This is a genomic window from Thiothrix winogradskyi (assembly GCF_021650935.1).
GTDB classification, from domain to species: domain Bacteria; phylum Pseudomonadota; class Gammaproteobacteria; order Thiotrichales; family Thiotrichaceae; genus Thiothrix; species Thiothrix winogradskyi.
Window position 1 is genome coordinate 2,133,538 of sequence record NZ_CP091244.1, and the last position, 21,819, is coordinate 2,155,356.

At 52.9% G+C, this 21,819-nt stretch carries 25 protein-coding genes; 21 read left to right on the forward strand and 4 right to left on the reverse strand.

Features of this window, described 5'->3' with window-relative positions:
- The first annotated feature begins 24 nt into the window (after positions 1-24).
- The 8 genes from L2Y54_RS10915 (at position 25) to L2Y54_RS10950 (ending at position 8,038) form a co-directional block, all read left to right on the forward strand.
- Positions 25-1,164 carry a nickel-dependent hydrogenase large subunit gene (locus L2Y54_RS10915; protein WP_236501926.1) on the forward strand — a complete coding sequence of 380 codons (1,140 nt, stop codon included), beginning with the start codon at positions 25-27 and terminating at the stop codon, positions 1,162-1,164.
- Positions 1,157-1,498, forward strand: a complete 342-nt coding sequence (hypA, locus tag L2Y54_RS10920) for a hydrogenase maturation nickel metallochaperone HypA (RefSeq protein WP_236501927.1) — start codon at positions 1,157-1,159, stop codon at positions 1,496-1,498. The genes L2Y54_RS10915 and hypA overlap by 8 nt, the downstream gene beginning before the upstream one ends.
- Positions 1,498-2,325, forward strand: a complete 828-nt coding sequence (gene hypB / locus L2Y54_RS10925; RefSeq protein ID WP_236501928.1) for a hydrogenase nickel incorporation protein HypB — start codon at positions 1,498-1,500, stop codon at positions 2,323-2,325. Before hypA ends, hypB begins: the two co-directional genes overlap by 1 nt.
- Complete coding sequence (locus L2Y54_RS10930) at positions 2,322-3,779, forward strand: sigma-54-dependent transcriptional regulator (protein WP_236501929.1); 1,458 nt, start codon at positions 2,322-2,324, stop codon at positions 3,777-3,779. The genes hypB and L2Y54_RS10930 overlap by 4 nt, the downstream gene beginning before the upstream one ends.
- Positions 3,754-5,193, forward strand: coding sequence for a PAS domain-containing sensor histidine kinase (locus L2Y54_RS10935; RefSeq protein ID WP_236501930.1), 1,440 nt, complete (start codon positions 3,754-3,756; stop codon positions 5,191-5,193). The genes L2Y54_RS10930 and L2Y54_RS10935 overlap by 26 nt, the downstream gene beginning before the upstream one ends.
- Positions 5,190-6,173 carry an NADH-quinone oxidoreductase subunit B family protein gene (locus tag L2Y54_RS10940; RefSeq protein ID WP_236501931.1) on the forward strand — a complete coding sequence of 328 codons (984 nt, stop codon included), beginning with the start codon at positions 5,190-5,192 and terminating at the stop codon, positions 6,171-6,173. The genes L2Y54_RS10935 and L2Y54_RS10940 overlap by 4 nt, the downstream gene beginning before the upstream one ends.
- Positions 6,174-6,288: 115 nt before the next feature.
- Positions 6,289-6,504 carry a hypothetical protein gene (locus L2Y54_RS10945; RefSeq protein WP_236501932.1) on the forward strand — a complete coding sequence of 72 codons (216 nt, stop codon included), beginning with the start codon at positions 6,289-6,291 and terminating at the stop codon, positions 6,502-6,504.
- Between the two features lie 19 nt (positions 6,505-6,523).
- Entirely contained in the window at positions 6,524-8,038 is a 1,515-nt protein-coding gene (locus tag L2Y54_RS10950; protein ID WP_236501934.1) for a nickel-dependent hydrogenase large subunit, read from the forward strand.
- A 78-nt stretch (positions 8,039-8,116) separates the two neighbouring features.
- Here L2Y54_RS10950 and L2Y54_RS10955 read toward each other — a convergent pair whose 3' ends face one another.
- From L2Y54_RS10955 to L2Y54_RS10970, 4 genes are read right to left on the reverse strand one after another with little or no spacing between them, the layout of a single operon-like run.
- Positions 8,117-9,184: a PDDEXK nuclease domain-containing protein gene (locus L2Y54_RS10955; protein WP_236501935.1), complete on the reverse strand. Its 1,068-nt coding sequence runs from the start codon at positions 9,182-9,184 to the stop codon at positions 8,117-8,119.
- A gap of 55 nt (positions 9,185-9,239) precedes the next feature.
- Positions 9,240-10,433 carry a DUF4391 domain-containing protein gene (locus tag L2Y54_RS10960; RefSeq protein WP_236501936.1) on the reverse strand — a complete coding sequence of 398 codons (1,194 nt, stop codon included), beginning with the start codon at positions 10,431-10,433 and terminating at the stop codon, positions 9,240-9,242.
- A 2-nt stretch (positions 10,434-10,435) separates the two neighbouring features.
- Positions 10,436-11,632 carry a nucleotidyltransferase domain-containing protein gene (locus L2Y54_RS10965; protein WP_236501937.1) on the reverse strand — a complete coding sequence of 399 codons (1,197 nt, stop codon included), beginning with the start codon at positions 11,630-11,632 and terminating at the stop codon, positions 10,436-10,438.
- Entirely contained in the window at positions 11,633-12,787 is a 1,155-nt protein-coding gene (locus tag L2Y54_RS10970) for an SAVED domain-containing protein (RefSeq protein WP_236501938.1), read from the reverse strand.
- Between the two features lie 292 nt (positions 12,788-13,079).
- Between L2Y54_RS10970 and L2Y54_RS10975 the strand changes: the two genes are divergently transcribed.
- The 13 genes from L2Y54_RS10975 (at position 13,080) to hypD (ending at position 21,789) form a co-directional block, all read left to right on the forward strand.
- Positions 13,080-13,592: a glycine cleavage system transcriptional repressor gene (locus tag L2Y54_RS10975; RefSeq protein ID WP_236501939.1), complete on the forward strand. Its 513-nt coding sequence runs from the start codon at positions 13,080-13,082 to the stop codon at positions 13,590-13,592.
- A gap of 165 nt (positions 13,593-13,757) precedes the next feature.
- Positions 13,758-14,840 (forward strand): hydrogenase small subunit, encoded by a 1,083-nt coding sequence (locus tag L2Y54_RS10980; RefSeq protein ID WP_236501940.1) that lies wholly within the window; start codon positions 13,758-13,760, stop codon positions 14,838-14,840.
- Positions 14,840-16,633: a nickel-dependent hydrogenase large subunit gene (locus L2Y54_RS10985; protein WP_236501941.1), complete on the forward strand. Its 1,794-nt coding sequence runs from the start codon at positions 14,840-14,842 to the stop codon at positions 16,631-16,633. Before L2Y54_RS10980 ends, L2Y54_RS10985 begins: the two co-directional genes overlap by 1 nt.
- 21 nt (positions 16,634-16,654) lie before the next feature.
- On the forward strand, positions 16,655-16,852 hold the full coding sequence (locus L2Y54_RS10990; RefSeq protein WP_236501943.1) for a hypothetical protein: 198 nt from the start codon (positions 16,655-16,657) through the stop codon (positions 16,850-16,852).
- A 3-nt stretch (positions 16,853-16,855) separates the two neighbouring features.
- Positions 16,856-17,530, forward strand: coding sequence for a Ni/Fe-hydrogenase, b-type cytochrome subunit (gene cybH / locus L2Y54_RS10995; protein ID WP_236501944.1), 675 nt, complete (start codon positions 16,856-16,858; stop codon positions 17,528-17,530).
- Positions 17,527-18,147: a HyaD/HybD family hydrogenase maturation endopeptidase gene (locus tag L2Y54_RS11000; protein WP_236501945.1), complete on the forward strand. Its 621-nt coding sequence runs from the start codon at positions 17,527-17,529 to the stop codon at positions 18,145-18,147. The genes cybH and L2Y54_RS11000 overlap by 4 nt, the downstream gene beginning before the upstream one ends.
- Positions 18,147-18,455 (forward strand): HypC/HybG/HupF family hydrogenase formation chaperone, encoded by a 309-nt coding sequence (locus L2Y54_RS11005; protein ID WP_236501946.1) that lies wholly within the window; start codon positions 18,147-18,149, stop codon positions 18,453-18,455. The genes L2Y54_RS11000 and L2Y54_RS11005 overlap by 1 nt, the downstream gene beginning before the upstream one ends.
- Positions 18,452-18,868, forward strand: coding sequence for a thioredoxin domain-containing protein (locus L2Y54_RS11010; RefSeq protein ID WP_236501947.1), 417 nt, complete (start codon positions 18,452-18,454; stop codon positions 18,866-18,868). The genes L2Y54_RS11005 and L2Y54_RS11010 overlap by 4 nt, the downstream gene beginning before the upstream one ends.
- Positions 18,865-19,707, forward strand: coding sequence for a hydrogenase expression/formation protein (locus tag L2Y54_RS11015; RefSeq protein WP_236501948.1), 843 nt, complete (start codon positions 18,865-18,867; stop codon positions 19,705-19,707). Before L2Y54_RS11010 ends, L2Y54_RS11015 begins: the two co-directional genes overlap by 4 nt.
- The gene (locus L2Y54_RS11020) at positions 19,704-19,937 is read left to right on the forward strand and encodes a rubredoxin (protein ID WP_236501949.1); all 234 of its coding nucleotides are present in this window, start codon (positions 19,704-19,706) and stop codon (positions 19,935-19,937) included. Before L2Y54_RS11015 ends, L2Y54_RS11020 begins: the two co-directional genes overlap by 4 nt.
- Positions 19,924-20,364: a [NiFe]-hydrogenase assembly chaperone HybE gene (hybE, locus tag L2Y54_RS11025; RefSeq protein ID WP_236501950.1), complete on the forward strand. Its 441-nt coding sequence runs from the start codon at positions 19,924-19,926 to the stop codon at positions 20,362-20,364. Before L2Y54_RS11020 ends, hybE begins: the two co-directional genes overlap by 14 nt.
- A gap of 10 nt (positions 20,365-20,374) precedes the next feature.
- Positions 20,375-20,659 (forward strand): HypC/HybG/HupF family hydrogenase formation chaperone, encoded by a 285-nt coding sequence (locus L2Y54_RS11030; RefSeq protein ID WP_236501951.1) that lies wholly within the window; start codon positions 20,375-20,377, stop codon positions 20,657-20,659.
- Complete coding sequence (hypD, locus tag L2Y54_RS11035; protein ID WP_236501953.1) at positions 20,656-21,789, forward strand: hydrogenase formation protein HypD; 1,134 nt, start codon at positions 20,656-20,658, stop codon at positions 21,787-21,789. Before L2Y54_RS11030 ends, hypD begins: the two co-directional genes overlap by 4 nt.
- Positions 21,790-21,819 lie beyond the last annotated feature (30 nt).

Below are 21,819 nucleotides of genomic sequence, written 5' to 3' on the forward strand. Positions count from 1 at the left end.
TATGTGCTTATATAGCTGGAATATGTGTTTCGGTTGGAAACCAAGTATTCAGTCATTATGCCGCAATTGAGTAATCTGGTGGGTCAATTATCGCTGTCTTTGGGTTATGCCAAGGAGGGTGATAGGTGTTGTGTCAGGACATTGCGTATCCACTCCAATCGTTTGCGCCTGAATTCCCGTTTTTTTGCAGGAAAATCTGTCGATACGGCTCCGCAAATCATCGGAATGCTGTTCAGCTTGTGTGGCACAGCGCAATCCGTCGCCTCGGTACGTGCTTGCGAACAGGCGTTAGGCAAACCGGCGGATGCGGCAACCGAGCAGCAACGTGATCTTCAAGTAAGTATCGAAACCCTGTTTGAACACCTGCTACGTCTTTCGCAAGATTGGCCTGCTGCACTTGGCAACGAGCCACCGGCTGCCCATGAACTGCAAGCCCTGTTCAAGCTTAAACGCGAAGTGTTGCAAGTCCCTAATCCGGCAGTAATGGACGACATCCAGCACTGGTTTGAAACCCGTTTGCTCGGTTTGCCGACCCAACGCTGGCTGGATTACTGCATTCGCCATGATGTTAAGAAACTTTCCATTCGTGGCAAAGTTGGCAACTTGATGACCAGAGTCTGCGCTAATGGCTGGCAAGAATTGGGCAATGTTACATTACATCTTCTGCCTGATTTGGAGACTGATTGGTGGCTGGCAAAGCTGGCTTCCCCTACTGCTGAGGATTTCTGTGCCGAACCTGATGTGGATGGGCAAGCCTGTGAAACCTCCTCCCTCACGCGGCAATGGGATAACCCAGCCTTGCAGGTTTGGCGTGAATATTACGGCAGCGGCTTGCTGACGCGCTTGATCGCACGGGTATTGGATATGCTGGAATGCTGGTGGGAGTTGGGGAGAGAAATTCCTCCCAACTTTTCCACTGGGCTTTCCCTGCAACAGACCGCTCGTGGTCTCCTCGTCCACCGCGTTGTGCAAGCCAATGGCTTGATCCAGCACTATCAGATCGTTGCCCCCACCGAATGGAATTTCCACCCGCAAGGCTCGCTGTACCAAATGCTATCCGGTCTGCAAGCACCCAATGAAGCGGAATTGCGCCGCCAAGCCCAAGCCCTGATTACCGCACTCGACCCTTGCGTTGCCTACCAATTGGAGATTCACCATGCATGAAATGTCCCTGTGCGAAGGCGTGCTACAAATCCTCGAAACCGAGGCCAAACGCCAGCATTTCACTAAGGTCAAAACCGTGTGGCTGGAAATCGGCACGATGTCAGGGGTAGAGATCGAAGCCATGCGTTTCTGTTTTGATGCCGTGATTCGCCATTCGTTGGCGGATGGGGCTAAACTGGAAATTATCGAAGTCCCCGCTCAAGCGTGGTGTTTAAACTGCTCCCAAAGCGTGACTGTGCAACAACGTTACGATGCCTGCCCGCACTGCGGCAGCTACCAGCTACAAGTCACCAGCGGGGAAGAAATGCGTATCAAGGAACTGGAGGTAGAGTAATGTGTACTGTCTGCGGCTGCGGTGAAGGCGAAGTCAAAATCGAAGGTCAACCTCAACGCCACGCATTGATTCGCGGGTTACAACCTGCGCATGACCATCCTCACGATCACCATCATCACGGGCATACCCACGATTACGGGCAAGGCGCTGCCCACGCCCATGCTCCCGGCATGACCCAAGCGCGGATGGTGCAAATCGAGCAAGACATCCTCGGCAAAAACAACCAATACGCCGCGCAAAACCGCCAATGGCTTGCCGAACGCGCCATCCTTGCACTCAATCTGGTGTCCAGCCCCGGTTCCGGCAAAACCACTTTGCTGACCGAAACTCTCACCCGTCTCAAGGGCAAAGTGCCAATGGCGGTGGTGGAAGGCGACCAGCAAACCAGCAACGATGCCGACCGCATCCGTGCTACCGGCGTGCCTGCGCTGCAAATCAATACCGGCAAAGGTTGTCATCTGGACGCGCACATGGTCGGGCACGCACTCGAATCCCTGCCCATCGAACAGGGCGGCATTCTGTTCATCGAAAACGTTGGCAATCTGGTTTGCCCCGCCGCTTTCGATCTGGGTGAGGCGCACAAGGTCGTGATCCTCTCCGTCACCGAAGGCGAAGACAAGCCGATCAAATACCCCGATATGTTCCACGCCGCTGATCTGATGATCCTCAACAAGGTCGACCTGTTGCCTTACTTGCGCTTTGATGTGGCGAAATGCGAGGAATATGCGCGGCGGGTTAAACCCGACATCCAAATCCTGCACGTTTCCGCCACCAGCGGCGAAGGCATGGATACGTGGATTGATTGGCTGCAACAGCAACGCCCATGAACGAGATCCGCGCTGCTGTATTGGTGTTGGATGACGAAATCCGTTCCGTCGAAAGCATGGCGCGGATTCTCAGCGAGGAGTTCGAGGTACACACCGCTTCGCGTGCCAGCCAAGCACTGGAGTTGCTGGAAGAACAGCACATTCAGGTGATTCTTGCGGATCAGCGGATGCCGGAAATGACCGGGGTGGAATTCCTCATCCGGGTGCGAGCCGACTACCCCGACATTGTGCGTATGATCATTTCTGGTTACACCGACCCAGAAGACATTATCGAAGGCGTGAACACGGCAGGTATTTACCAGTACATTTCTAAGCCGTGGCATCCCGATAATCTGTTGCTGACGGTGCGTAATGCGGCGCGTTTGTACCGCTTGCAGCGTGAAAACGCAGCCTTGGCGCTGGAACTCAAACTCAGTGAACAGCATTTGCTGGAACGTACCCAGCAACAGCGCCGCCGCCTGCAAAACACTTTCCACCTCGACAATATTGTTCGCGCTCCTGATAGCGGTCTGAATACGGCTTTGCAACTGGTGGAAAAAGTTGCCCCGTATGATGTGTCGGTGCTGATTAGCGGCGAATCCGGTACGGGCAAGGAACTGTTTGCGCGTGCTGTGCATTACAACAGCAATCGTGCCGACAAAGCTTTCATCGTCGAAAACTGCGGTGCGTTACCCGATGCTTTGCTGGAAAGCGAGCTGTTCGGGCACAAACGTGGTGCTTTTACGGGGGCGGTGGCTGACCACATCGGTCTGTTTGAACAAGCGCATCAGGGCACGATTTTTCTGGATGAAATTGGTGAAACCAGTTCGGCGTTCCAGATCAAATTGCTGCGGGTATTGCAGGATGGCAGTTTCAGACCTGTCGGCAGCAGCCAGCGGCGTTACGCGAATGTGCGGGTGATCGCGGCCACCAATCGCGACTTGCTGGAAGAAGTACGCTTGGGGCGTTTTCGCGAAGATTTGTATTACCGGCTGGCGGGTTTGACGGTCAGCTTGCCACCGTTACGGGAACGGCGCATGGATATTGTGCCGCTGGCGAATTATTTGCTGCAACGTGCCAGCCAGCACATGGGCAAACCGGCACGCGGCTTTACCCCGCAAGCTTTGCACGCGCTGCAAGCCTATGATTGGCCGGGCAATGTGCGCGAATTGCACAATGAAGTGCAGCGTATGTTGGTGATGGCAGTGGGTACGACGTTGGATATTGCCGCACTCAGCCCGCATATCCAGTTCAGCCATCGTGTTGAGTTACCGGAACAGGGCGTGCTTCACCCACTGTTCGACATTCCCGGCACACTCAAAGAGCGGGTCGAGGAACTGGAAATACACATTGTCCGCGCTGCACTGGATCGGCATCATGGCAATAAAAGCCGCGCCGCTGATGAGCTGGGGCTGTCGCGGGTAGGCTTGCGCAATAAACTGGAGCGCTATGGCATCGCTGGAACCGACGATTGATTTCAGCCTGACTGCCACGCAGGAACAGGCATGGATCGAAGTCATCCACAAAATGGACGAGACTTACGCCGACCTGTTGCACTATCAGGTGGAGTTGGAAAGCAAAAACACCGCACTGGAAGAAGCCCAGCAATTCATCACCAGCATCGAAGCCGCCATGACCGACGTGCTGATCGTGTGCGATTTCCAAGGGCGCATCCAGCGGGTGAATACCGCGCTGGAACGCATTGTCGGCAAGACTTCCGCCGAACTCCTCAACCAGCCATTTCAGTCCTTGTTTACCGCTGAATGTATGCCGTTGGTGAACAGTTTCCAGCAAAAAATCCGCGCTACCGCCATCCACGATTGCGAAATCACCTTGCAAGGCGTGCATGAAGCCGTGCCATTAGCAATGAATTGCACGTCACGCACCGATGCACGCGGGCGTATCGAAGGCATGGTGCTGATCGGTCGTCCGGTAGGGGAATTGCGCAAGGCGTTCAGTGCCTTGCATCAGGCGCATGAAGAACTGCAACACGCTCAGCAACAACTGATCAGTTCCGAAAAAATGGCGGCCTTGGGGCGGCTGGTGGCAGGGGTTGCGCACGAACTCAATAATCCGATCAGTTTTGTCTACGCCAATATGCACGCGATGCAGCGTTACGCCAGCCGTATCCGCGACTATCTGAACAATATCCACGCCGGAAAATCACCCGAACAATTGCAAAGCCTGCGCCAGCAATTACGCATCGACCACATCCTGCAAGACATGGATTCGCTGGTCGGCGGTACGCTGGAAGGTGCGGAACGGGTCAGTGATATTGTGCGTGATTTGCGCAGTTTTTCCTCCAACCAGACCGACAAGACGGTGCGTTTTGATTTGCTGCATGTGCTGAAAACCTCGGTGCGCTGGGTAGTGAAAGGCAGTCGTTTGGATCTGGAAATCGTCTACGACTTGCCTGACGAATTGTGGTTGGATGGCATTCCGGGGCAAATTCAGCAAGTCATTATCAATCTGGTGCAGAACGCGCTGGATGCGATGCAACATTCCCTCAAGCCGCATTTGTACATCGTCGGCAAGCAGGATGGTAATGAGGCGGTACTCAGCATTCATGATGAAGGGGCGGGGATTGCACCGGGTAATCTGGTGAGGGTGTTCGACCCGTTTTTCACCACCAAACCGATCGGACAGGGTACGGGGTTGGGGCTGTCGATCAGCTACGGGATTATTGCGGAACATGGCGGCAAGTTGCTGGTACGGAATCATCCGAATGGCGGGGCGGAGTTTACGGTGCGGTTGCCGGTGAATCTGGGGAAAGAAACCCCTCCTAACCTCCCCTTATCAGGGGAGGGACAAGAACGTGTTGCACCTCTTCGCTCCTCCCCTGATAAGGGGAGGCTGGGAGGGGTTTCTTCTGAGGGAGGCACATCATGAATATTCTGTGGTTGCAATCCGGTGGGTGTGGTGGTTGCACCATGTCGCTGCTGTGCGCGGAAAGCCCCGGTTTGTTGGATACGCTGGCGAATGCGGGGGTGGAATTGCTGTGGCATCCATCCTTGAGTGAGGCGAGTGGTGCGGAGGTTATCGCCTTGCTGGAACGGCTGGTGGAGGGTTCACAAACGTTGGATGTGTTGTGTGTGGAAGGTTCGATTCTGCGCGGCCCCAATGGTACGGGGGCATTCCATCGACTGGCGGGGACGGATACTGCGATGTTGCATTGGGTGCAACGGTTGGCGGATAAAGCAGAATACACGTTGGCGATTGGTACGTGCGCGGCGTTTGGGGGTATTACGGCGGCGGGTTGTAATCCTACGGATGCGTGCGGCTTGCAGTACGACGGGCATTTGTTGGGGGGTGCATTGGGTAAGGACTACCGCGCCCGTTCCGGTTTGCCGGTGATCAATGTGGCAGGTTGCCCGACGCATCCGGGTTGGATTACTGAAACCTTGATGCTGTTGGCATTGCAGGGAATGCAGCTTGACGAACTCGACGCTTTTGCTCGCCCGCGTTTTTACAGTGATCATTTGGCGCACCACGGCTGTTCGCGCAATGAGTATTACGAATACAAGGCGAGTGCGGAAAAGCCTTCCGACCTTGGTTGCATGATGGAACATCTGGGGTGTTTGGGCACGCAGGCACACGCCGATTGCAATTTGCGCCTATGGAATGGGCAGGGTTCGTGTACCCGCGCGGGTTACGCCTGCATCAATTGCACTGCGCCGGAATTTGAAGAGCCGGGGCATCCGTTTCTGCATACGCCGAACATCGCGGGGATTCCGATTGGTTTGCCGACCGATATGCCGAAAGCGTGGTTCGTGGCACTGGCTTCCTTGTCGAAAGCGGCAACTCCGAAGCGAGTGCGGGAAAATGCGCAGGCGGATCACATTGTGGTGCAACCGGGGCGTAAAAAATAGGCTAATTTGTGTCGTATCAGTAGATAAAGCATAATCTTCGTGCGGATGAGCACACGTGTTAGCCTTATCCGGTAACTAAAGCATTGAAAATCAAGCTAAAACAGGAGTATTTATCATGGCAGAATGGCGTAAAGTAGCGAAAGGCTTTGTATTAGCTGATGGACACATCAGCATCAAAGAAGTCAACATGCTGCGCGAACTGGTGCTGAAAGATGGCGCTGTGAGCAAAAGTGAGCTGGACTTCCTGAAAGAAATCAAAGCAGAAGCTAAAACCGCTGTTAAAGTATTGGATGATTTGATTACTGAATGCGAAGCGATGGTAGGCAAGTAAGCTATCCGCGCATGACGGATTGATACAGACGGCGGTGCGAGTGATTGTGCCGCCGTTTTTTTATGCGTTTGTGGCAGGCACATCAATGAACTCAACCCGCACCCTCATCGGCCCTTTCAACCGCGTTGAAGGCGACCTCGAAATCCAGCTCGATATGGACACAGATCGCGTGCGTGAAGCATGGGTGCGTGTGCCGATGTATCGTGGTTTCGAGCAAATTCTGCAAGGTAAAACACCCGACGATGCGCTGATTATTACCCCGCGCATTTGCGGCATTTGTTCCGTCTCGCAATCGGTGGCGGCGGCTTACGCGCTGGCGGATATGGCAAATGTCACCGCGCCACCCAACGGGCAGCATTGCCTCAACCTGCTGCTGGCGTGTGAAAATCTTGCCGACCACCTGACCCATTTCTACCTGTTTTTTATGCCGGATTTTGCCCGTGCTGTGTACGCAGGGGAAAGCTGGTATGCCGCGACTGCCGAGCGTTTCACCGCCATCAAAGGTACGGCAAGCCGCGACGTACTGCCTGCGCGTGCCGCCTTCCTGCACCTGATGGGAACGCTGGGCGGACACTGGCCGCATACCCTCAACCTGCAACTGGGGGGCGTGAGCAAGGGCGTCGACAGCCGCGAAAAAGTGCGCTTGTTGGCCATCGTGCAGCAATTTCGACGCTTTCTGGAAACCACGCTGTTTGGCGATACGTTGGAAGTTGTCGCAGCGCTCGATTCGGTTGCAGCCCTAGAAAATTGGCGGGGACAAGCCGCGCCACACAGCAGCGATTTCCGCCATTTCCTGCACATCGCTAACGCGCTGCAACTGGATAAGTTGGGGCGGGCAACAGATCGTTTCATGAGCTACGGCGCGTATCATCTGTTTGCGCAAGGCGTGTGGCAGCCAGAGACGGGCAGTGTGCAAGCCATTCCTTTCGAGCAAATCCGCGAAGATTTGCACGCAAGCTGGATGAGCGGCAGTGACGAACCGTTGCATCCCAGTCAAGGCGTGACCTTGCCAAACTACGACAAGACCGATGCGTATAGCTGGAACAAGGCTCCGCGTCTCGCCGGGGAAGTGGTTGAAACCGGCGCACTGGCTCGGCAAATGGTGGATGGGCATCCGCTGATTCGCGCTCTTGTCGCCCAATCCGGTGGCAATGTGCAAAACCGCGTGATTGCTCGCTTACTGGAACTGGCGCTAGTTGTGCCGCAAATGGAGCAATGGATTAAAAGCATCCAACCCGGTGAAGCGTTTTTCCAGCCTGCTCAATTGCCTGCTGATGCCAGCGGGGTGGGGTTGGTGGAAGCAGCGCGAGGTAGCCTTGGGCATTGGGTGACAGTGCGCAATAAGCATATCCTCAACTACCAGATTGTTGCGCCGACCAGTTGGAATTTTTCCCCGCGTGATCGGGAGGGGATGCCGGGGGCGTTGGAACAGGCGCTGGTGAATGTGCCGATTCGCGCGGGTGAGACGGAACCGGTGAGTGTGCAGCATATTGTGCGGTCGTTTGACCCGTGCATGGTTTGTACGGCGCACTGAGTCGAATGGGTGAAGTGCTTACTACTGCCCTACAAACTCCTCAAACCCATTAGTCAAATCTCACGTTATTTTGGTTTTTCATGGTTGTTGGTCTTCTGGTTGGGCTGAATCAGGTAGGTGACGTTGCCCAATTTGCGACTTGGCGCATTCGATGGAAAGAAGCAGGCGTTGTGCCAATAATTCACGGTCAGGTAATTCAGTCAGGTATTCGGCAACGTGGATTCCAGACTTATCTAATTCCAATAATTCAATTTGTTCAGCTTTTTTGCCTGTGCATAGGATGATGCCTAGAGGGGGCTTTTCATCCGGTTCGCGGTCAAACTTGTCCAGCCAGCGCAGGTAAAGCTCCATCTGCCCTTTGTATTCGGCTTTGAAGTCACCGATTTTGAGTTCAATGGCAACCAAGCGTTTGAGTTTGCGGTTATAGAACAACAGGTCTAGGTAGAAATCATCACCGTCCAACTGGATACGCTTTTGCCGTGCCAGAAAGCTGAAGCCTACTCCCAATTCCAGTAAGAATCGTTCCATTTCGCGGATGATGGCACTTTCGAGATCGGCCTCTAAAAAAGTGTCCTGTAAGCCGAGGAAGTCGAGCATATACGGGTCACGAAGTAGCAAATCGGGGGAAACCTTTTCGCTGTCACGCAGGGTTGCCAGTTCTTGTGAGATCAGTTCGTCCGGTTTGCGCGATAGCGCCGTGCGTTCATACAGCATAGAGTCAATCCGCTGACGTAGAGCGCGGACACTCCAGCGTTCCACCCGACACATTTCAGCGTAAAACTCACGTTGTAGTGGTTGTTTGAGTGGCAACAACAGCGTGAAGTGGCTCCAACTCAATTGTCGTGACAGTGTTGCGACAATCTGTTCATCCGTAAACACTTCAGCAAACTGCATCATTCGCCGTAAGTTTTTCTCGGCAAATCCCCTCCCGTATTCGTGGGTCAATTGGGTGGATAGTACTGGAATTAGGCGTTCACCGTACTCTGCTCGTTCGCCGCCAAGTATTTCAGTGTTGATACGTTGCCCGATACGCCAATACATTAGGGTCAGCTCGCTATTGACGGTGGCAATGGCTTGGTTTTTAGCAGATTCAATGAGCTGGCGAACTTCAGCAAGCAAGTCAGGATTGGTCAGCAAGTTTTCCATTACACGCTCCACAGCAGATTATTGGTAGCATAATGCCCGGTATGACGTGCCGTTTCTAGTCTGCAAGCTTGTCAATGAGGCATTGCCAGAATGCGTACAAGTGCTGCTGGTCACAAACATCAAAGCGGAGAGCTTGCAATAAACCTTGTGTGGCAGTATCCGGTTCTGTGACATTCAGCCAACCGCTGTCATGGATCGTTTCCACCATCAGGCGGGCAGTGTCAGCATGGTTGATGCGCTTATCCGCCATCTGGAGGCAAATCTGCCCTGCATATTCAAACACCAGTAGCAACGGGTACTGGATAGCATGTTGCAGCACTTCCCCCAACCGTTTAACGTGGGCGGGGGATTTGAGTACGACGTGGATCAGGTGCAGTTCGCTGTAATCGCGCTCCTCATCCTGATAGCACGGGATGTCGCACGTACCCGCTTTCAACACATGCCGCCACTCCAGGGTGTCGATGTCCTGCTGGATATGTTTGCGGTCAGTCGCTGAAAGGTCGGCATTTTCCAGCAACTGCTTTTTGTTGATGCGGACGGATTGCCGGGTGGCGGCGGGGAGGTTGAGGGTTTTGTAAGGTGGCGAATTACTCATTACTTCAGCATTTAGTCTCTTATGCAACGTCCTGAACTGCTGTCGAGAAAGCGTTTTCCTCAAACCATTCAATGTCAGGTGAAAACGGCATTTTCCCAGCAAATGACCACAAAGGCACGGGCATTGTCGCTTGTTAGCTACCCGTTTCCTTAAAGCGAGTAGTTCGAGTGCTTTCACCACTTGCTCATACGTGTTGACTCCCAGAATATCCCGGTAGTCGAGTAGCTCACCCTCACTGCCATGTGGTAGCTGCCCGAAAATGAAGTCTATCCCGTATTGTTGTTTCACTGATAGAGCATACAGAAACGGGATCAGGAACTTCTCCGAAAACGTATTGAAATCAGCCGACTCCCGCAATGCCAATTGGAGTCGTAGCGTAGACCCCAAGCAAAACGAACCATCTTCGTTTATGTGGAAGTCGCCATTCCGGGGAATTTGCCCACCAATTTCTTCCACGAGTGACAATGTTGTTGGGTATGCGGCTGGTATAGTGATTTTCAGCTCATAAAAGCCTTTGACTTCATATTGATCATCGTGCGTCCAGTGAAAATGCAGCTTACCCTCAAGCAAGGTAGCCTCTGTTTTTACCTGTGGCACAAGCGACATGAAAGGATGTTGATCTAAAAAGGCATCAAGCCCGATGACTCTCAACAAACTTACTCCTCATCAAGCCAAGGCTTTGCCTTTGGCTGTGGCACATTGCGCGGGGTCGATACATACGGAAATGATGCAACAGTATTGATGCCTAATACCTTCGATAAAGCATCTTTGGATGGTGTTACAGAAAGCCGCAGTTTTGCCATTTCAACAAGCTGATCAGGGTCAGTGTTGGTGGCAAGGAAACGAAAATCGCGTGTTGCTTCTTTAACCCAAAGTGCAAAGTTTTCTTTCAGGCGTAGTTCTGCACATTCTGGCATAGTCCAACGGTCGGCAAAGTTTTCTACCGGATTAACAGGATTCAATAACTCGGTTTTGCCAGAGTTGGCAAATGCATTCAAAGACTGAAGTGCTTCCGTCATGGTCTGTTTGATTGATTCACTACCAGTACAAGCATGTCCTGCAATCGTTGTAATAATGACAGAAATAGGCTTGCTATCCGAGTTTCTTTCAAACATTTTGTCCCGGTGGCGTTTCAGTAGCTGGATTACACGCTGTAGCGGTTTTTTTCGTTTATACAAAGGAAGATCGTCAACCTGTGCCTTGTCAAAAACAATCCGGCCATCTTTGGAGACTCGCATCCGACTAGCAAACCACTTTGCATAGCCCTCTGGATTGCTGATTAACCAGTCAAGACTTATTCTCTTGAAATCCTCCCGGCGATCATCCGTGATTCCTACAGCAAATGCCGCTACTTTTTCGGCAAGGTCTTTGTCCATACCAAAATTTCTGATTGAATCGAATATGGCGGTTATCTGAGTGGATGTTTCAGGTATACAAGGAACAATATCCATGTGGAAGCGTAAGCCATCTGCATATTCTAATCTCCAGCACCGATGTTTAGGCTCTAATGGCGCTTGGATATGTCTGGCATTACGATAGCCTTCTAGTTCACAGCCAATCAGGGTCTTTAAATATTCCTGAGTGTGTGTTGAAGCGGCAATGCCTTTTCGCAGATTACAAGCCAAGTCCAGATCATATTGCTCGTTATCGCTTAAGGGTTTGATTGCTGTTCCCAGTCTAAACGACCCTTGCGGAAAAACATGAACATCGTTGTTTGTTACTAAGGACGCATCACGTCCAAGCCATTCACCTAAATCTTCATAACGATCTTTCGCTTTTTCGTAGGCAGAATCGGGGAGTTCCAATAACTCAACCAAGTGAGTCAGAATCAGGTCTTCTTTGTTTGTCGGCATTTACTGTTCCTGTATGACAAGGGATGTGATGAATTTTCCTGCTGTATTGTTCTGGTCGTAGATCACCCAAGGCATATCTGCTTTCGGCATCCGTATTCGCCCCATTTCAATTGAACATGACACTGGCATGGCAGGGAAAACATGTAGTGGTGTTGAGTTTCCGGCATGGCTAGAAATCTTGCCAATGAGCTTGCGCATCTCTTGTCTGAACAAGGACAGTTGGTTAGCAGCACGAATAAAATCATTGTGTTGGTCTGCTGCTTCTGTCGCTATCTCCCAAATATCAATGTCTTCACCCATAATGGCTGTCACCCGGCTATGGTCGATCTTTGCGGTCAATGACATGATCAGCACGGGATTCTTATGATTGGTGGTAGGTTCAGTGACAATGAAGTGGAATAACTCCGGTTCTGCTTGCCATTCCCATGTTTTTGGTTCACGTATTGGTTGCCGAACATCTACTGAGATTTTGTCAGTAAACAATGCGCCAAGCTGGATCAGCAATGGCATGGGGGCTAAAGCAAAAACTGTAAAGTGAGCTGGGGAGTTCTCTTCAATCCTATGTTCAATGCGTTGCTGGAAGATACGTTGCAGATGCTGTTGTTCTGTTCCCCAGTAAGGCTCATCCTTGTCTTTATGAGAGCTAGACATGGATAACATGATGGGGTTTTCTTCGGCTGGGTAACGATGAGGAAAAATGGCCTGATAAGTCTCGTCTTTTTGAAGTGGTGATTTCTGATCACCGATATTTGCACCATAGAAAACCACATGGGTTTTATTTTTAGGGTCGATACCTGTGACAATCTTTATCCGCAGTTCATGCTCGGTTTTCCATCCCCTCAATAAGTCTGCGGAGTACTTAGAGCCATCTTTGTCCTGATCTATTGTTTTGTGGCAGTCATGACACATGAGCATCAGGTTATCAATATTGTTTAGCTGGTCTGGCTTGCGCCTTAGAATGTCACTCCATCCGCGAGGGCCATCTTCGGAGAAGGAGTAAATATGTGCTTTCTCTGAAATGTTCACAGCTTCCAGTGTGACAGCAGAGTGATACAAGAGGCGATTACAACCCTTGAACTGGCAGCGCCCGCCAGCCTTGGCCCAGAGAACGCGCTCAACTGTGGGGTTAATGTGACGTGTAACTTCTTTTGTCATAAGGCGAAGGATATAGATGGCTTATAACAATATCAAGTGTGATTTTTTGAAAAAAACACAACATATTGTGTTTTGTGATGGTTCTCATGCCAGGTCTACACCTGCATGACCGCTGTCTATTCTTAATGTCCACTCATGGATGGATGAAAAACAGGTAGGTTATCTGACGTATGACTAGGGATTTTTAGTGATGACCAACACAGTTCTGATCGGTAGATTTGACCCATGCATGGTTTGTACGGCGCACTGACCTGTTACAATCCTCCCATTACAACTGCAATAAGGAGTCCCCATGCAATCCTCACTGGTACTGACTGTTCTTGGCCCTGACCGTGCAGGTCTGGTTAATTCCATTGCCGAAGCCGTCAAAGCCCATCATGGCAACTGGCAGGAAAGCCGCATGGTTCACCTTGCCGGACAGTTCGCCGGGCTTGCTCATGTCACGCTGCCACAAGAACACCTTGTCGATCTGAAACAAGTGCTACAAACCTTGCAAACCGGCGGCTTACAAATTCTGGTAATACACAGCGACGCAGCCGTCCCTCGCACTATTACCCCGCTGACACTGGAACTGCTAGGTCACGACCGCCCCGGCATTATTCACGACATTACCCGCGAACTCGCCGCTCTCAACGTCAATATCGAAGAGCTGGAAAGCGAACAACGCGCTGCGCCCATGTCCAGCGAGCTGATGTTCTACGCCCACCTCAAACTGGGTTTGCCAGAAGGCGTGACGGCGGACGATGTGCAAGGCGCGTTTGAAGCGATGCCCGATCCGCTGACGGTTGATCTCAGCTTTAGCTAAAAGAAGGTTTCCAGCTAGCAATGGAAAGTTGTAAACCTTCTTTCCATTGTCAAACCACAAAAACAATAAAATCCCTTAAAAACAGTGCTTTGAGAAAGTGGCACGCCCCTTGCACACCGTTTGTCATTACCGCTGGTAAATACAAAACACAGGTGGGAGGAGCCAATGCCTGAACTAGAAACCTTTTACGACGTGATGCGCCGCCAAGGCATCACCCGTCGTAGCTTCCTGAAATTCTGTAGCCTGACTGCCGCCGCTCTGGGGCTGGGGCCAGCCTTTGCACCCAAAATTGCCGAAGCAATGGAAACCAAACCGCGCACTCCCGTCCTGTGGTTGCATGGCTTGGAATGTACCTGTTGCTCGGAATCCTTCATCCGTTCCGCACACCCGCTTGCCAAAGACGTGGTGCTGTCGATGATTTCCCTCGATTACGACGACACGCTGATGGCCGCCGCAGGGCATCAAGCCGAAGCCATTCTTGATGAAATTATGACCAAATACAAGGGCAATTACATCCTCGCGGTGGAAGGCAACCCGCCCTTGAACGAAGACGGCATGTTCTGCATCCAGTCCGGCAAGCCGTTTGTGGAAAAGCTGCGCCACGTTGCCAAGGACTGCAAGGCGATCATTTCCTGGGGTTCGTGTGCATCATGGGGCTGCGTGCAAGCCGCCGCGCCGAATCCGACCCGCGCTACGCCGGTACACAAGGTCATTTTCGACAAGCCGATCATCAAAGTGCCCGGTTGCCCGCCAATTGCCGAAGTCATGACCGGGGTGATTGCCTACATGCTCACCTTCGATCGTTTGCCGGAACTTGACCGTCAGGGTCGCCCGAAAATGTTCTACGGGCAACGCATCCACGACAAATGCTACCGCCGCCCGCACTTCGACGCGGGGCAGTTCGTGGAACAGTGGGACGACGAAGCCGCTCGCAAAGGGTATTGCCTCTACAAAGTTGGTTGCAAAGGTCCGACCACCTATAACGCTTGCTCGACGGTGCGCTGGAATGGCGGGGTGTCGTTCCCGATCCAGTCCGGGCATGGCTGCATTGGCTGTTCCGAAGACGGTTTCTGGGATAAAGGCAGCTTCTATGACCGCTTGACTGACATTAAACAATTCGGAGTGGAATCCAACGCTGACCAAATTGGCATGGGCGTGGCTGGCGTAGTCGGAGCAGCGATTGCCGCACATGCTGCGGTCAGTGCCGTCAAACATGCGCAGCGTAAAGACAAGGGAGGTGAGCAATAATGGGCGCAATCAATACACCCAACGGTTTCAATCTGGATAACAGCGGGCGGCGCGTGGTGGTCGACCCGGTAACGCGCATCGAAGGTCACATGCGTTGCGAGGTCAATCTTGACGACAACAATGTGATCCGCAATGCGGTTTCCACCGGCACGATGTGGCGCGGGCTGGAAGTGATTTTGCGGGGGCGTGACCCGCGTGATGCTTGGGCGTTTACTGAGCGGATATGCGGGGTTTGCACCGGCACTCATGCGCTGACTTCCTGCCGTGCGGTGGAAGATGCTTTGGGTATCCAGATTCCTGAAAATGCCAATTCCATCCGCAATATCATGCAGTTGTGTTTGCAGGTGCATGACCATCTGGTGCATTTCTACCATTTGCACGCACTCGACTGGGTGGATGTGGTGTCGGCACTGAATGCTGACCCCAAGGCAACCTCGGATTTGGCACAAAGCATTTCCAGTTGGCCGCGTTCTTCCCCCGGCTATTTCCGCGACATCCAGAACCGCATCAAGAAATTCGTGGAATCGGGGCAACTGGGGCCGTTCATGAACGGTTACTGGGGCAACCCGGCGTACAAGCTGCCGCCGGAAGCTAACCTGATGGCAGTCACGCATTATCTGGAGGCGCTGGATTTCCAGAAGGAAATCGTCAAGATCCACACCGTTTATGGTGGCAAGAACCCCCACCCGAACTGGCTGGTGGGCGGGATGCCGTGTGCGATCAATGTGCATGACACTGGTGCGGTGGGGGCGATCAATATTGAGCGCCTCAACCTGATTTCCAGCATTATCGACCAGACCATTGAGTTCGTTGATCAGGTCTATATCCCTGACCTGATTGCGATTGCCTCGTTCTACAAGAGTTGGCTGTATGGCGGAGGTTTGTCTTCCAAATCGGTGATGTCGTATGGCGATATTCCCGACCGTGCCAATGACTATTCTGCCAGTAACCTGCTGATGCCACGCGGTGCCATCATCAATGGCAACTTCAATGAAATCCACGAGATTGACCTGCGTGCACCTGACCAGATTCAGGAATTCGTTACCCACTCTTGGTACAAATACCCTGACGAAAGCAAAGGCTTGCACCCGTGGGATGGCATTACCGAGCCGAATTTCGCGCTGGGGGCCAACACCAAAGGTACACGCACCGCGATCGAATCTATTGACGAAGCCGCCAAATATTCGTGGATCAAAGCACCACGCTGGAAAGGTCATGCGATGGAAGTCGGCCCCTTGTCGCGTTACATCATCGGTTACGTGCAAGGCAATCCAGAGTTCAAAGAACCAGTGGATAAGCTGCTTTCCACGCTTGGCTTACCGTTTGATGCTTTGTTCTCTACGCTGGGACGCACGGCGGCACGGGGGTTGGAAGCGTCGTGGGCTGCGCACAAAATGCGTTACTTCCAAGACAAACTCATGGCGAATATCAAAGCGGGTGATTCTTCCACTGCCAATATCGACAAGTGGGAACCCTCCACTTGGCCGAAATCTACCAAAGGTGTGGGTTTTACCGAAGCACCGCGTGGCGCACTGGGTCACTGGATCGTCATCGAGGACACCAAGATCAAGAACTACCAATGCGTGGTTCCAACCACTTGGAACGGTTCGCCGCGTGACCCGGCGGGCAATATCGGGGCGTTTGAAGCCGCGCTGATGAATACCAAAGTGGAAGTCGCCGATCAGCCGCTGGAAATCCTGCGTACCCTGCACAGTTTCGACCCGTGCTTGGCGTGTTCAACCCACGTGATGAGTCCTGACGGTCAGGAAATGGCGACTGTCAAAGTCCGTTAAGCAAGCAGAGGAAAAGACATAATGAAACGTAACTGGATGGTATTGGGTGTGATGTTTGCCAGCACAACGGTCATGGCGCATCCGGGAGAGCACGCTGATTTCCACGCATGGGAAGCCTTCGTGCATTTTGTCAGCAATCCCGATCATGTCGGCATTCTGATCGGGGCAGCTTTGATAGTAGCAGCGGCGATTGTTTGGAGTGCTGCTCGCGGGAGGTAAGTTATGGCTACGCAACAGGCGGTTTACGTCTATGAAACACCAGTGCGCCTGTGGCACTGGCTCAACGCTTTCTCGATCCTCGTGCTGGCGGTAACAGGCTATTTTATCGGTAGCCCCTTGCCCACCATGCCGGGGGAGGCGAGTGAGCATTTCCTGATGGGTTATATCCGTTTTGCGCATTTTGCGGCGGCGTATGTGTTTGCCATCGGTTTTCTGGCAAGGTTTTACTGGTCGTTTGTGGGTAATCACCATGCCCGCCAGTTGTTTCGTTTGCCGATTTTCCACGCTAGATTCTGGAAAGAAGCCTTGTTTGAATTGCGTTGGTATTTCTTTCTGGAAAAAGAGCCGCGCAAGTACGCGGGGCATAACCCGCTGGCACAGGTGGCAATGTTCCTGTTCCTGACGCTGGGCAGTGTATTCATGATCTTCACTGGCTTTGCGCTGTATAGCGAAGGGCAGGGCGAAGGTAGCTGGTTTGATACCTTCTTCGGCTGGGTGATTCCACTGTTTGGGCAAAGTCAGGATGTGCATACCTGGCATCATCTGGGTATGTGGTACATCCTGATTTTTGTGATGATCCATGTGTATGTGGCGATCCGCGAAGACATTATGTCGCGCCAAAGTTTGGTCAGTACCATGATCAGCGGCTGGCGCATGTTCAAGGATAACCGCCCATGAGTACACCGAATGTGCTGATTCTGGGGATTGGCAACCTGTTGTGGGCTGATGAAGGTTTTGGGGTGCGGGCGTTGGAATACCTGCACGCTCATTACAGCTTTCCGCCCAATGTGACCGTGCTGGATGGCGGTACGCAAGGCATTTATCTGGTGCAATATGTCGAGGAAGCCGATATTTTGGTGGTCTTCGATGCGGTGGATTACGGTTTGCCGCCCGGTACGCTCAAGCAAGTGCTGGATAATGAAGTGCCGCGTTTCATGGGCGCGAAGAAAATGAGCTTGCACCAGACCGGCTTTCAGGAAGTGCTGGCAATGGCGCAATTGCTGGATCGTTACCCCGATAACCTGCTGCTGATTGGGGTGCAACCGGTGGAGCTGGACGATTTCGGGGGTAGCTTGCGTCCGCAAGTCAAAGTACAAATCGAACCGGCCATACAGATTGCGTTGGATTATCTGGCTCGGTTTGGCATTGCTGCGACACCCCGCACGACTGAATCCAGCGCCGAACCGCTTGCACCGACAGCATTACACCTGCACGACTACGAAACTTACCGCCCTAGCGAAACCGAAGCCTGCCGTATTGGTGATGAGCGTTGGCTGCAAAGGCTGGTGAGCTGATGTGTATTGGCATTCCCATGCAGGTCATCGCTGTCCACGAATACGTCGCCATGTGTGAGCAAGCGGCCGGTAGTTTGCCGGAAACGGTGGATACCATGCTGGTTGGCTCAGTCAGTGTGGGCGATTGGTTGCTGGTGTACAAAGGTGCGGCACGAGAGCACTTGACGCCGGATCGAGCGCAACAGATTACCCAAGCATTGCAAGCCTTGGATGCGGTTCGGCATGGGCATGATTTCGAGGGATTTTTTACGGATTTGATTGAGCGCGAACCGCCATTACCTGCACATTTGAGGAGTACTTCGTCATGAATTTAGTCGAGCGTCTTACCCACGATTTAGGCTACCCGTTACTGGCGGATCATGTCGCGCTGGCGGCGTTTGCGGAACAGCAGGACAACAGCGTAATTTTTTTGCCTGCCAATCCGCAGCATTACCCGGAAACTTTGGATGTTGCCATTGTGTTGCCAGAACTGATGCGAATTTTCAGCGGGCGGATGCAGGCTGGGGTGGCTGATGTAAATTTTGCGCGGGAATTGGCGGGTAAATACAACATTACCGAATGGCCTGCATTGCTGTTTTTGCGCCACGGTGCTTACCTCGGCAGCATTGCACGGATGCGTGATTGGGGTGTGTATCTGAGCAAGATTAATGCGCTGCTTGCAGCACCCGTTCCCGTAAAAGCGCCCGGTATTGGTATTCCTGTGGTGGGGGTGATGTCATGATGAATATGCACTTATTGGGAATTCCCGTCGTCGGCATGGGATCGCAGCCGGAAGAAGACGATGAATTAAACTACATGCAGATGCCGCAGGGTATGGCGACTTACCGCCCCACGATTTTGCCGGAACAAGAGGATTTAGCGGATTACCCGCAGGTGTTTACCTTGCTGCAACAGGCTCAGGATTTGTTGGATGTGGGGGCAGGGCATCTTGATTTGTCCGCCGCGCAGCCTGCTGAAAAACGCTTGCTTAACCAGATTCTGGGTGAGGGCGAAGTCAGCATTCTGTTTGATACCGGCAATGGCGGGCACATCGAAATTCAGGAAACCAGCCTGCCCGGTGTGTGGTGGCATCGTACCTTGGACGCGCTCAAAACCTGTGTGGATGAAAGCGTGGAAGTGGCGGGGATTCCCGATTTGATTCGCAACACGACCTTTGCGAATGCTGCGCCGGTGCTAGCATTGCCTGATGTGCAGCATTTGCCGGAAGGTGTGATCAATGCGCCGGGTTTGCTGGCGGAATTGCAGGAGCAAGTGCAACAGCAATACGTGGGGCATGTAATCAACCTGACCTTGCTACCGCTGTCGCCTGAAGACCTTGAGTGCATTACGCAAACTTTGAGTGTGGGCAAAGCGGCGATTCTGTCGCGGGGTTATGGCAATTGCCGGATTACCGCCACCGCTATCCGCCATGTGTGGTGGGTGCAGTATTTTAATTCTAGCGATACCCTGATTTTGAACACGCTGGAAGTGGTTGTCGTGCCATTGGTGGCGTGTGCCTCCAGCGAAGACTTGGCGGATAGCCGCGAGCGTTTGCAGGAAATCCGTGAGGCATTGCAATGAGCGCACCCCTCAATACGTTTGAAGGTTCGTACCTCGGTCATGCCGACCGGATTGCGGATAATGCCCGGTTGGAATGCAAGATTTGCTGGCACGTTTACGACCCCGCTGTGGGGGATGATTACTGGCAAATTTCCGCCGGAACGCCGTTTAGCGCATTGCCTGATCACTGGCGCTGCCCAGAATGTGATGGCGATAAACATCAATTCATGTTGTTGCATGAGTCTGCCTGATCCACGCATTGCGTTACTGGAAGCGCATTTCCGCGAAGTGGAAATGACGCGGATGCGGGATGTGCCGATCCTTAACCCGGCATTACAGGTGGAAGCGGTGGGTTTTCAATCCATTGAGTCAGGTTGTTTGGGGGTGTTGATTACCCCGTGGTTTATGAATCTGGTGTGGTTGCCGTCAGTTGAGAGGGGGGCAGACATGCCGGATTCGCCTTTGCTGGCCTTGCCATCGGGTGAGTATGAATGCCAGCCTAATCATGCGTTGAGCGTCGGCAAGTTTTATACCTGTTCCTTGTTTTCTCCGGTGTTACAATTTGAGGATCAGGCGACGGCGGTACTGACAGCGCAGGAAGTGATGAAACTGCTGCTCGGCGTACCCCCCTCTGCCAATGTCTCGCGGCGCGACTTTTTGCGCGGCAAATTTTCGTAAGGAGAGCAGCATGTGCCTCGGCATCCCCGGACAAATTACCGAACTGGTTGACCTTGAATTTCTCGTGGCTAAAGTGGACATCGGCGGGGTGAAACGCGATGTCATTATCACTTGTGTGGTCGATGATGAACACCCGGCTGAAAGTTGCGTGGGCGATTGGGTGCTGGTACACGCCGGTTTCGCGATGAGCCGGTTGGATGAGGAAGAAGCCGCACGCACGCTAGCCTTGCTGGCAGAACTCGGTGATATGCAGGCTGAGATCGACCTGATGCGGCAAGTGGAGACTTCCGCATGAAATACATGGATGAATTCCGTGACCCGGCTACCGCCAAAAAACTGGTGGAGGAAATCAAACGCCTTGCACCCATCGCTCGCGGTCAACGCGATATGCCGCTGCAAATCATGGAATTCTGCGGTGGGCATACCCACACCTTATTCAAATACGGCATTGAGTCAATGTTGCCTGCTGACATTGAAATGGTGCATGGCCCCGGCTGTCCGGTATGCGTCTTACCAATGGCACGGGTCGACGATTGCGTAGCCATTGCGGAACAGCCCGGCGTGATTTTTACTACGTTTGGCGATGCCATGCGTGTACCCGGTACGCGCAAAAGTTTGCTGCAAGCCAAGGCGGATGGTTGCGATGTGCGCATGGTGTATTCGCCGATGGATGCGCTCGCCATTGCCCGCAAAAATCCTGAGCGCGACATAGTGTTTTTTGCGTTGGGGTTTGAAACGACTATGCCGAGTACGGCGCTGACGCTGTTGCAGGCACACCGCGAAGGGCTGAAAAACTTTTCGCTGTTCTGCAATCACATTACCACGCCTGCGACGATGCGGGCGATTCTCACCGACCCCGATTTGCGGCTGGACGGTTTCCTCGCACCCGGTCACGTCAGCATGGTGATCGGCGCACATCCGTATGATTTCGTGACCCGCGATTATCACAAGCCGTTGGTGATTACCGGGTTTGAGCCGCTGGATATTTTGCAAGCCTTGTGGATGCTGGTGAAACAGTTTGCCGAAGGGCGTTGCGAAGTCGAGAATCAATATGCGCGGATTGTGCCGGAAGCGGGCAATGTCGCGGGGTTGAAAGCCATTGCCGAGGTGTACGAAACGCGGGAACACAGCGAGTTTCGGGGCTTGGGCAATATTGGCGATGCGGGTATCCAGATTCGGGAAGCGTATGCGGCTTACGATGCGGAGAGGAAGTTTAAGCTCCAAGCGGCGGCGAGTACGCATGATCCCGAACACCTCAAGTGCGCGGATGTATTGCGCGGGGTCATGAAGCCGTGGGAATGCCCAGCGTTTGCGAAGACGTGCAATCCGCAGAATCCGTTGGGGGCGTTGATGGTGTCGCCGGAAGGTTCGTGCGCGGCGTATTACGCTTATGGCAAGCTGGCGAAACGCAAGGAAACCGCATGAACCTCACCGGCACTATCACCCTCGCCCACG

What these genes read in the sequence shown, in the direction of transcription:
- L2Y54_RS10980 (WP_236501940.1), top strand. Translation starts at nt 13,758, where the DNA reads ATGCCTGAACTAGAAACCTTTTACGACGTGATGCGCCGCCAAGGCATC.
- L2Y54_RS10955 (WP_236501935.1), bottom strand. Translation starts at nt 9,184, where the DNA reads ATGGAAAACTTGCTGACCAATCCTGACTTGCTTGCTGAAGTTCGCCAG.
- L2Y54_RS11000 (WP_236501945.1), top strand. Translation starts at nt 17,527, where the DNA reads ATGAGTACACCGAATGTGCTGATTCTGGGGATTGGCAACCTGTTGTGG.
- L2Y54_RS11015 (WP_236501948.1), top strand. Translation starts at nt 18,865, where the DNA reads ATGATGAATATGCACTTATTGGGAATTCCCGTCGTCGGCATGGGATCG.
- L2Y54_RS10945 (WP_236501932.1), top strand. Translation starts at nt 6,289, where the DNA reads ATGGCAGAATGGCGTAAAGTAGCGAAAGGCTTTGTATTAGCTGATGGA.
- hybE (WP_236501950.1), top strand. Translation starts at nt 19,924, where the DNA reads ATGAGTCTGCCTGATCCACGCATTGCGTTACTGGAAGCGCATTTCCGC.
- hypA (WP_236501927.1), top strand. Translation starts at nt 1,157, where the DNA reads ATGCATGAAATGTCCCTGTGCGAAGGCGTGCTACAAATCCTCGAAACC.
- L2Y54_RS11010 (WP_236501947.1), top strand. Translation starts at nt 18,452, where the DNA reads ATGAATTTAGTCGAGCGTCTTACCCACGATTTAGGCTACCCGTTACTG.
- L2Y54_RS10970 (WP_236501938.1), bottom strand. Translation starts at nt 12,787, where the DNA reads ATGACAAAAGAAGTTACACGTCACATTAACCCCACAGTTGAGCGCGTT.
- L2Y54_RS10985 (WP_236501941.1), top strand. Translation starts at nt 14,840, where the DNA reads ATGGGCGCAATCAATACACCCAACGGTTTCAATCTGGATAACAGCGGG.
- L2Y54_RS10930 (WP_236501929.1), top strand. Translation starts at nt 2,322, where the DNA reads ATGAACGAGATCCGCGCTGCTGTATTGGTGTTGGATGACGAAATCCGT.
- hypB (WP_236501928.1), top strand. Translation starts at nt 1,498, where the DNA reads ATGTGTACTGTCTGCGGCTGCGGTGAAGGCGAAGTCAAAATCGAAGGT.
- L2Y54_RS10940 (WP_236501931.1), top strand. Translation starts at nt 5,190, where the DNA reads ATGAATATTCTGTGGTTGCAATCCGGTGGGTGTGGTGGTTGCACCATG.
- hypD (WP_236501953.1), top strand. Translation starts at nt 20,656, where the DNA reads ATGAAATACATGGATGAATTCCGTGACCCGGCTACCGCCAAAAAACTG.
- L2Y54_RS11030 (WP_236501951.1), top strand. Translation starts at nt 20,375, where the DNA reads ATGTGCCTCGGCATCCCCGGACAAATTACCGAACTGGTTGACCTTGAA.
- L2Y54_RS10935 (WP_236501930.1), top strand. Translation starts at nt 3,754, where the DNA reads ATGGCATCGCTGGAACCGACGATTGATTTCAGCCTGACTGCCACGCAG.
- L2Y54_RS10975 (WP_236501939.1), top strand. Translation starts at nt 13,080, where the DNA reads ATGCAATCCTCACTGGTACTGACTGTTCTTGGCCCTGACCGTGCAGGT.
- L2Y54_RS11020 (WP_236501949.1), top strand. Translation starts at nt 19,704, where the DNA reads ATGAGCGCACCCCTCAATACGTTTGAAGGTTCGTACCTCGGTCATGCC.
- L2Y54_RS10990 (WP_236501943.1), top strand. Translation starts at nt 16,655, where the DNA reads ATGAAACGTAACTGGATGGTATTGGGTGTGATGTTTGCCAGCACAACG.
- cybH (WP_236501944.1), top strand. Translation starts at nt 16,856, where the DNA reads ATGGCTACGCAACAGGCGGTTTACGTCTATGAAACACCAGTGCGCCTG.
- L2Y54_RS11005 (WP_236501946.1), top strand. Translation starts at nt 18,147, where the DNA reads ATGTGTATTGGCATTCCCATGCAGGTCATCGCTGTCCACGAATACGTC.
- L2Y54_RS10965 (WP_236501937.1), bottom strand. Translation starts at nt 11,632, where the DNA reads ATGCCGACAAACAAAGAAGACCTGATTCTGACTCACTTGGTTGAGTTA.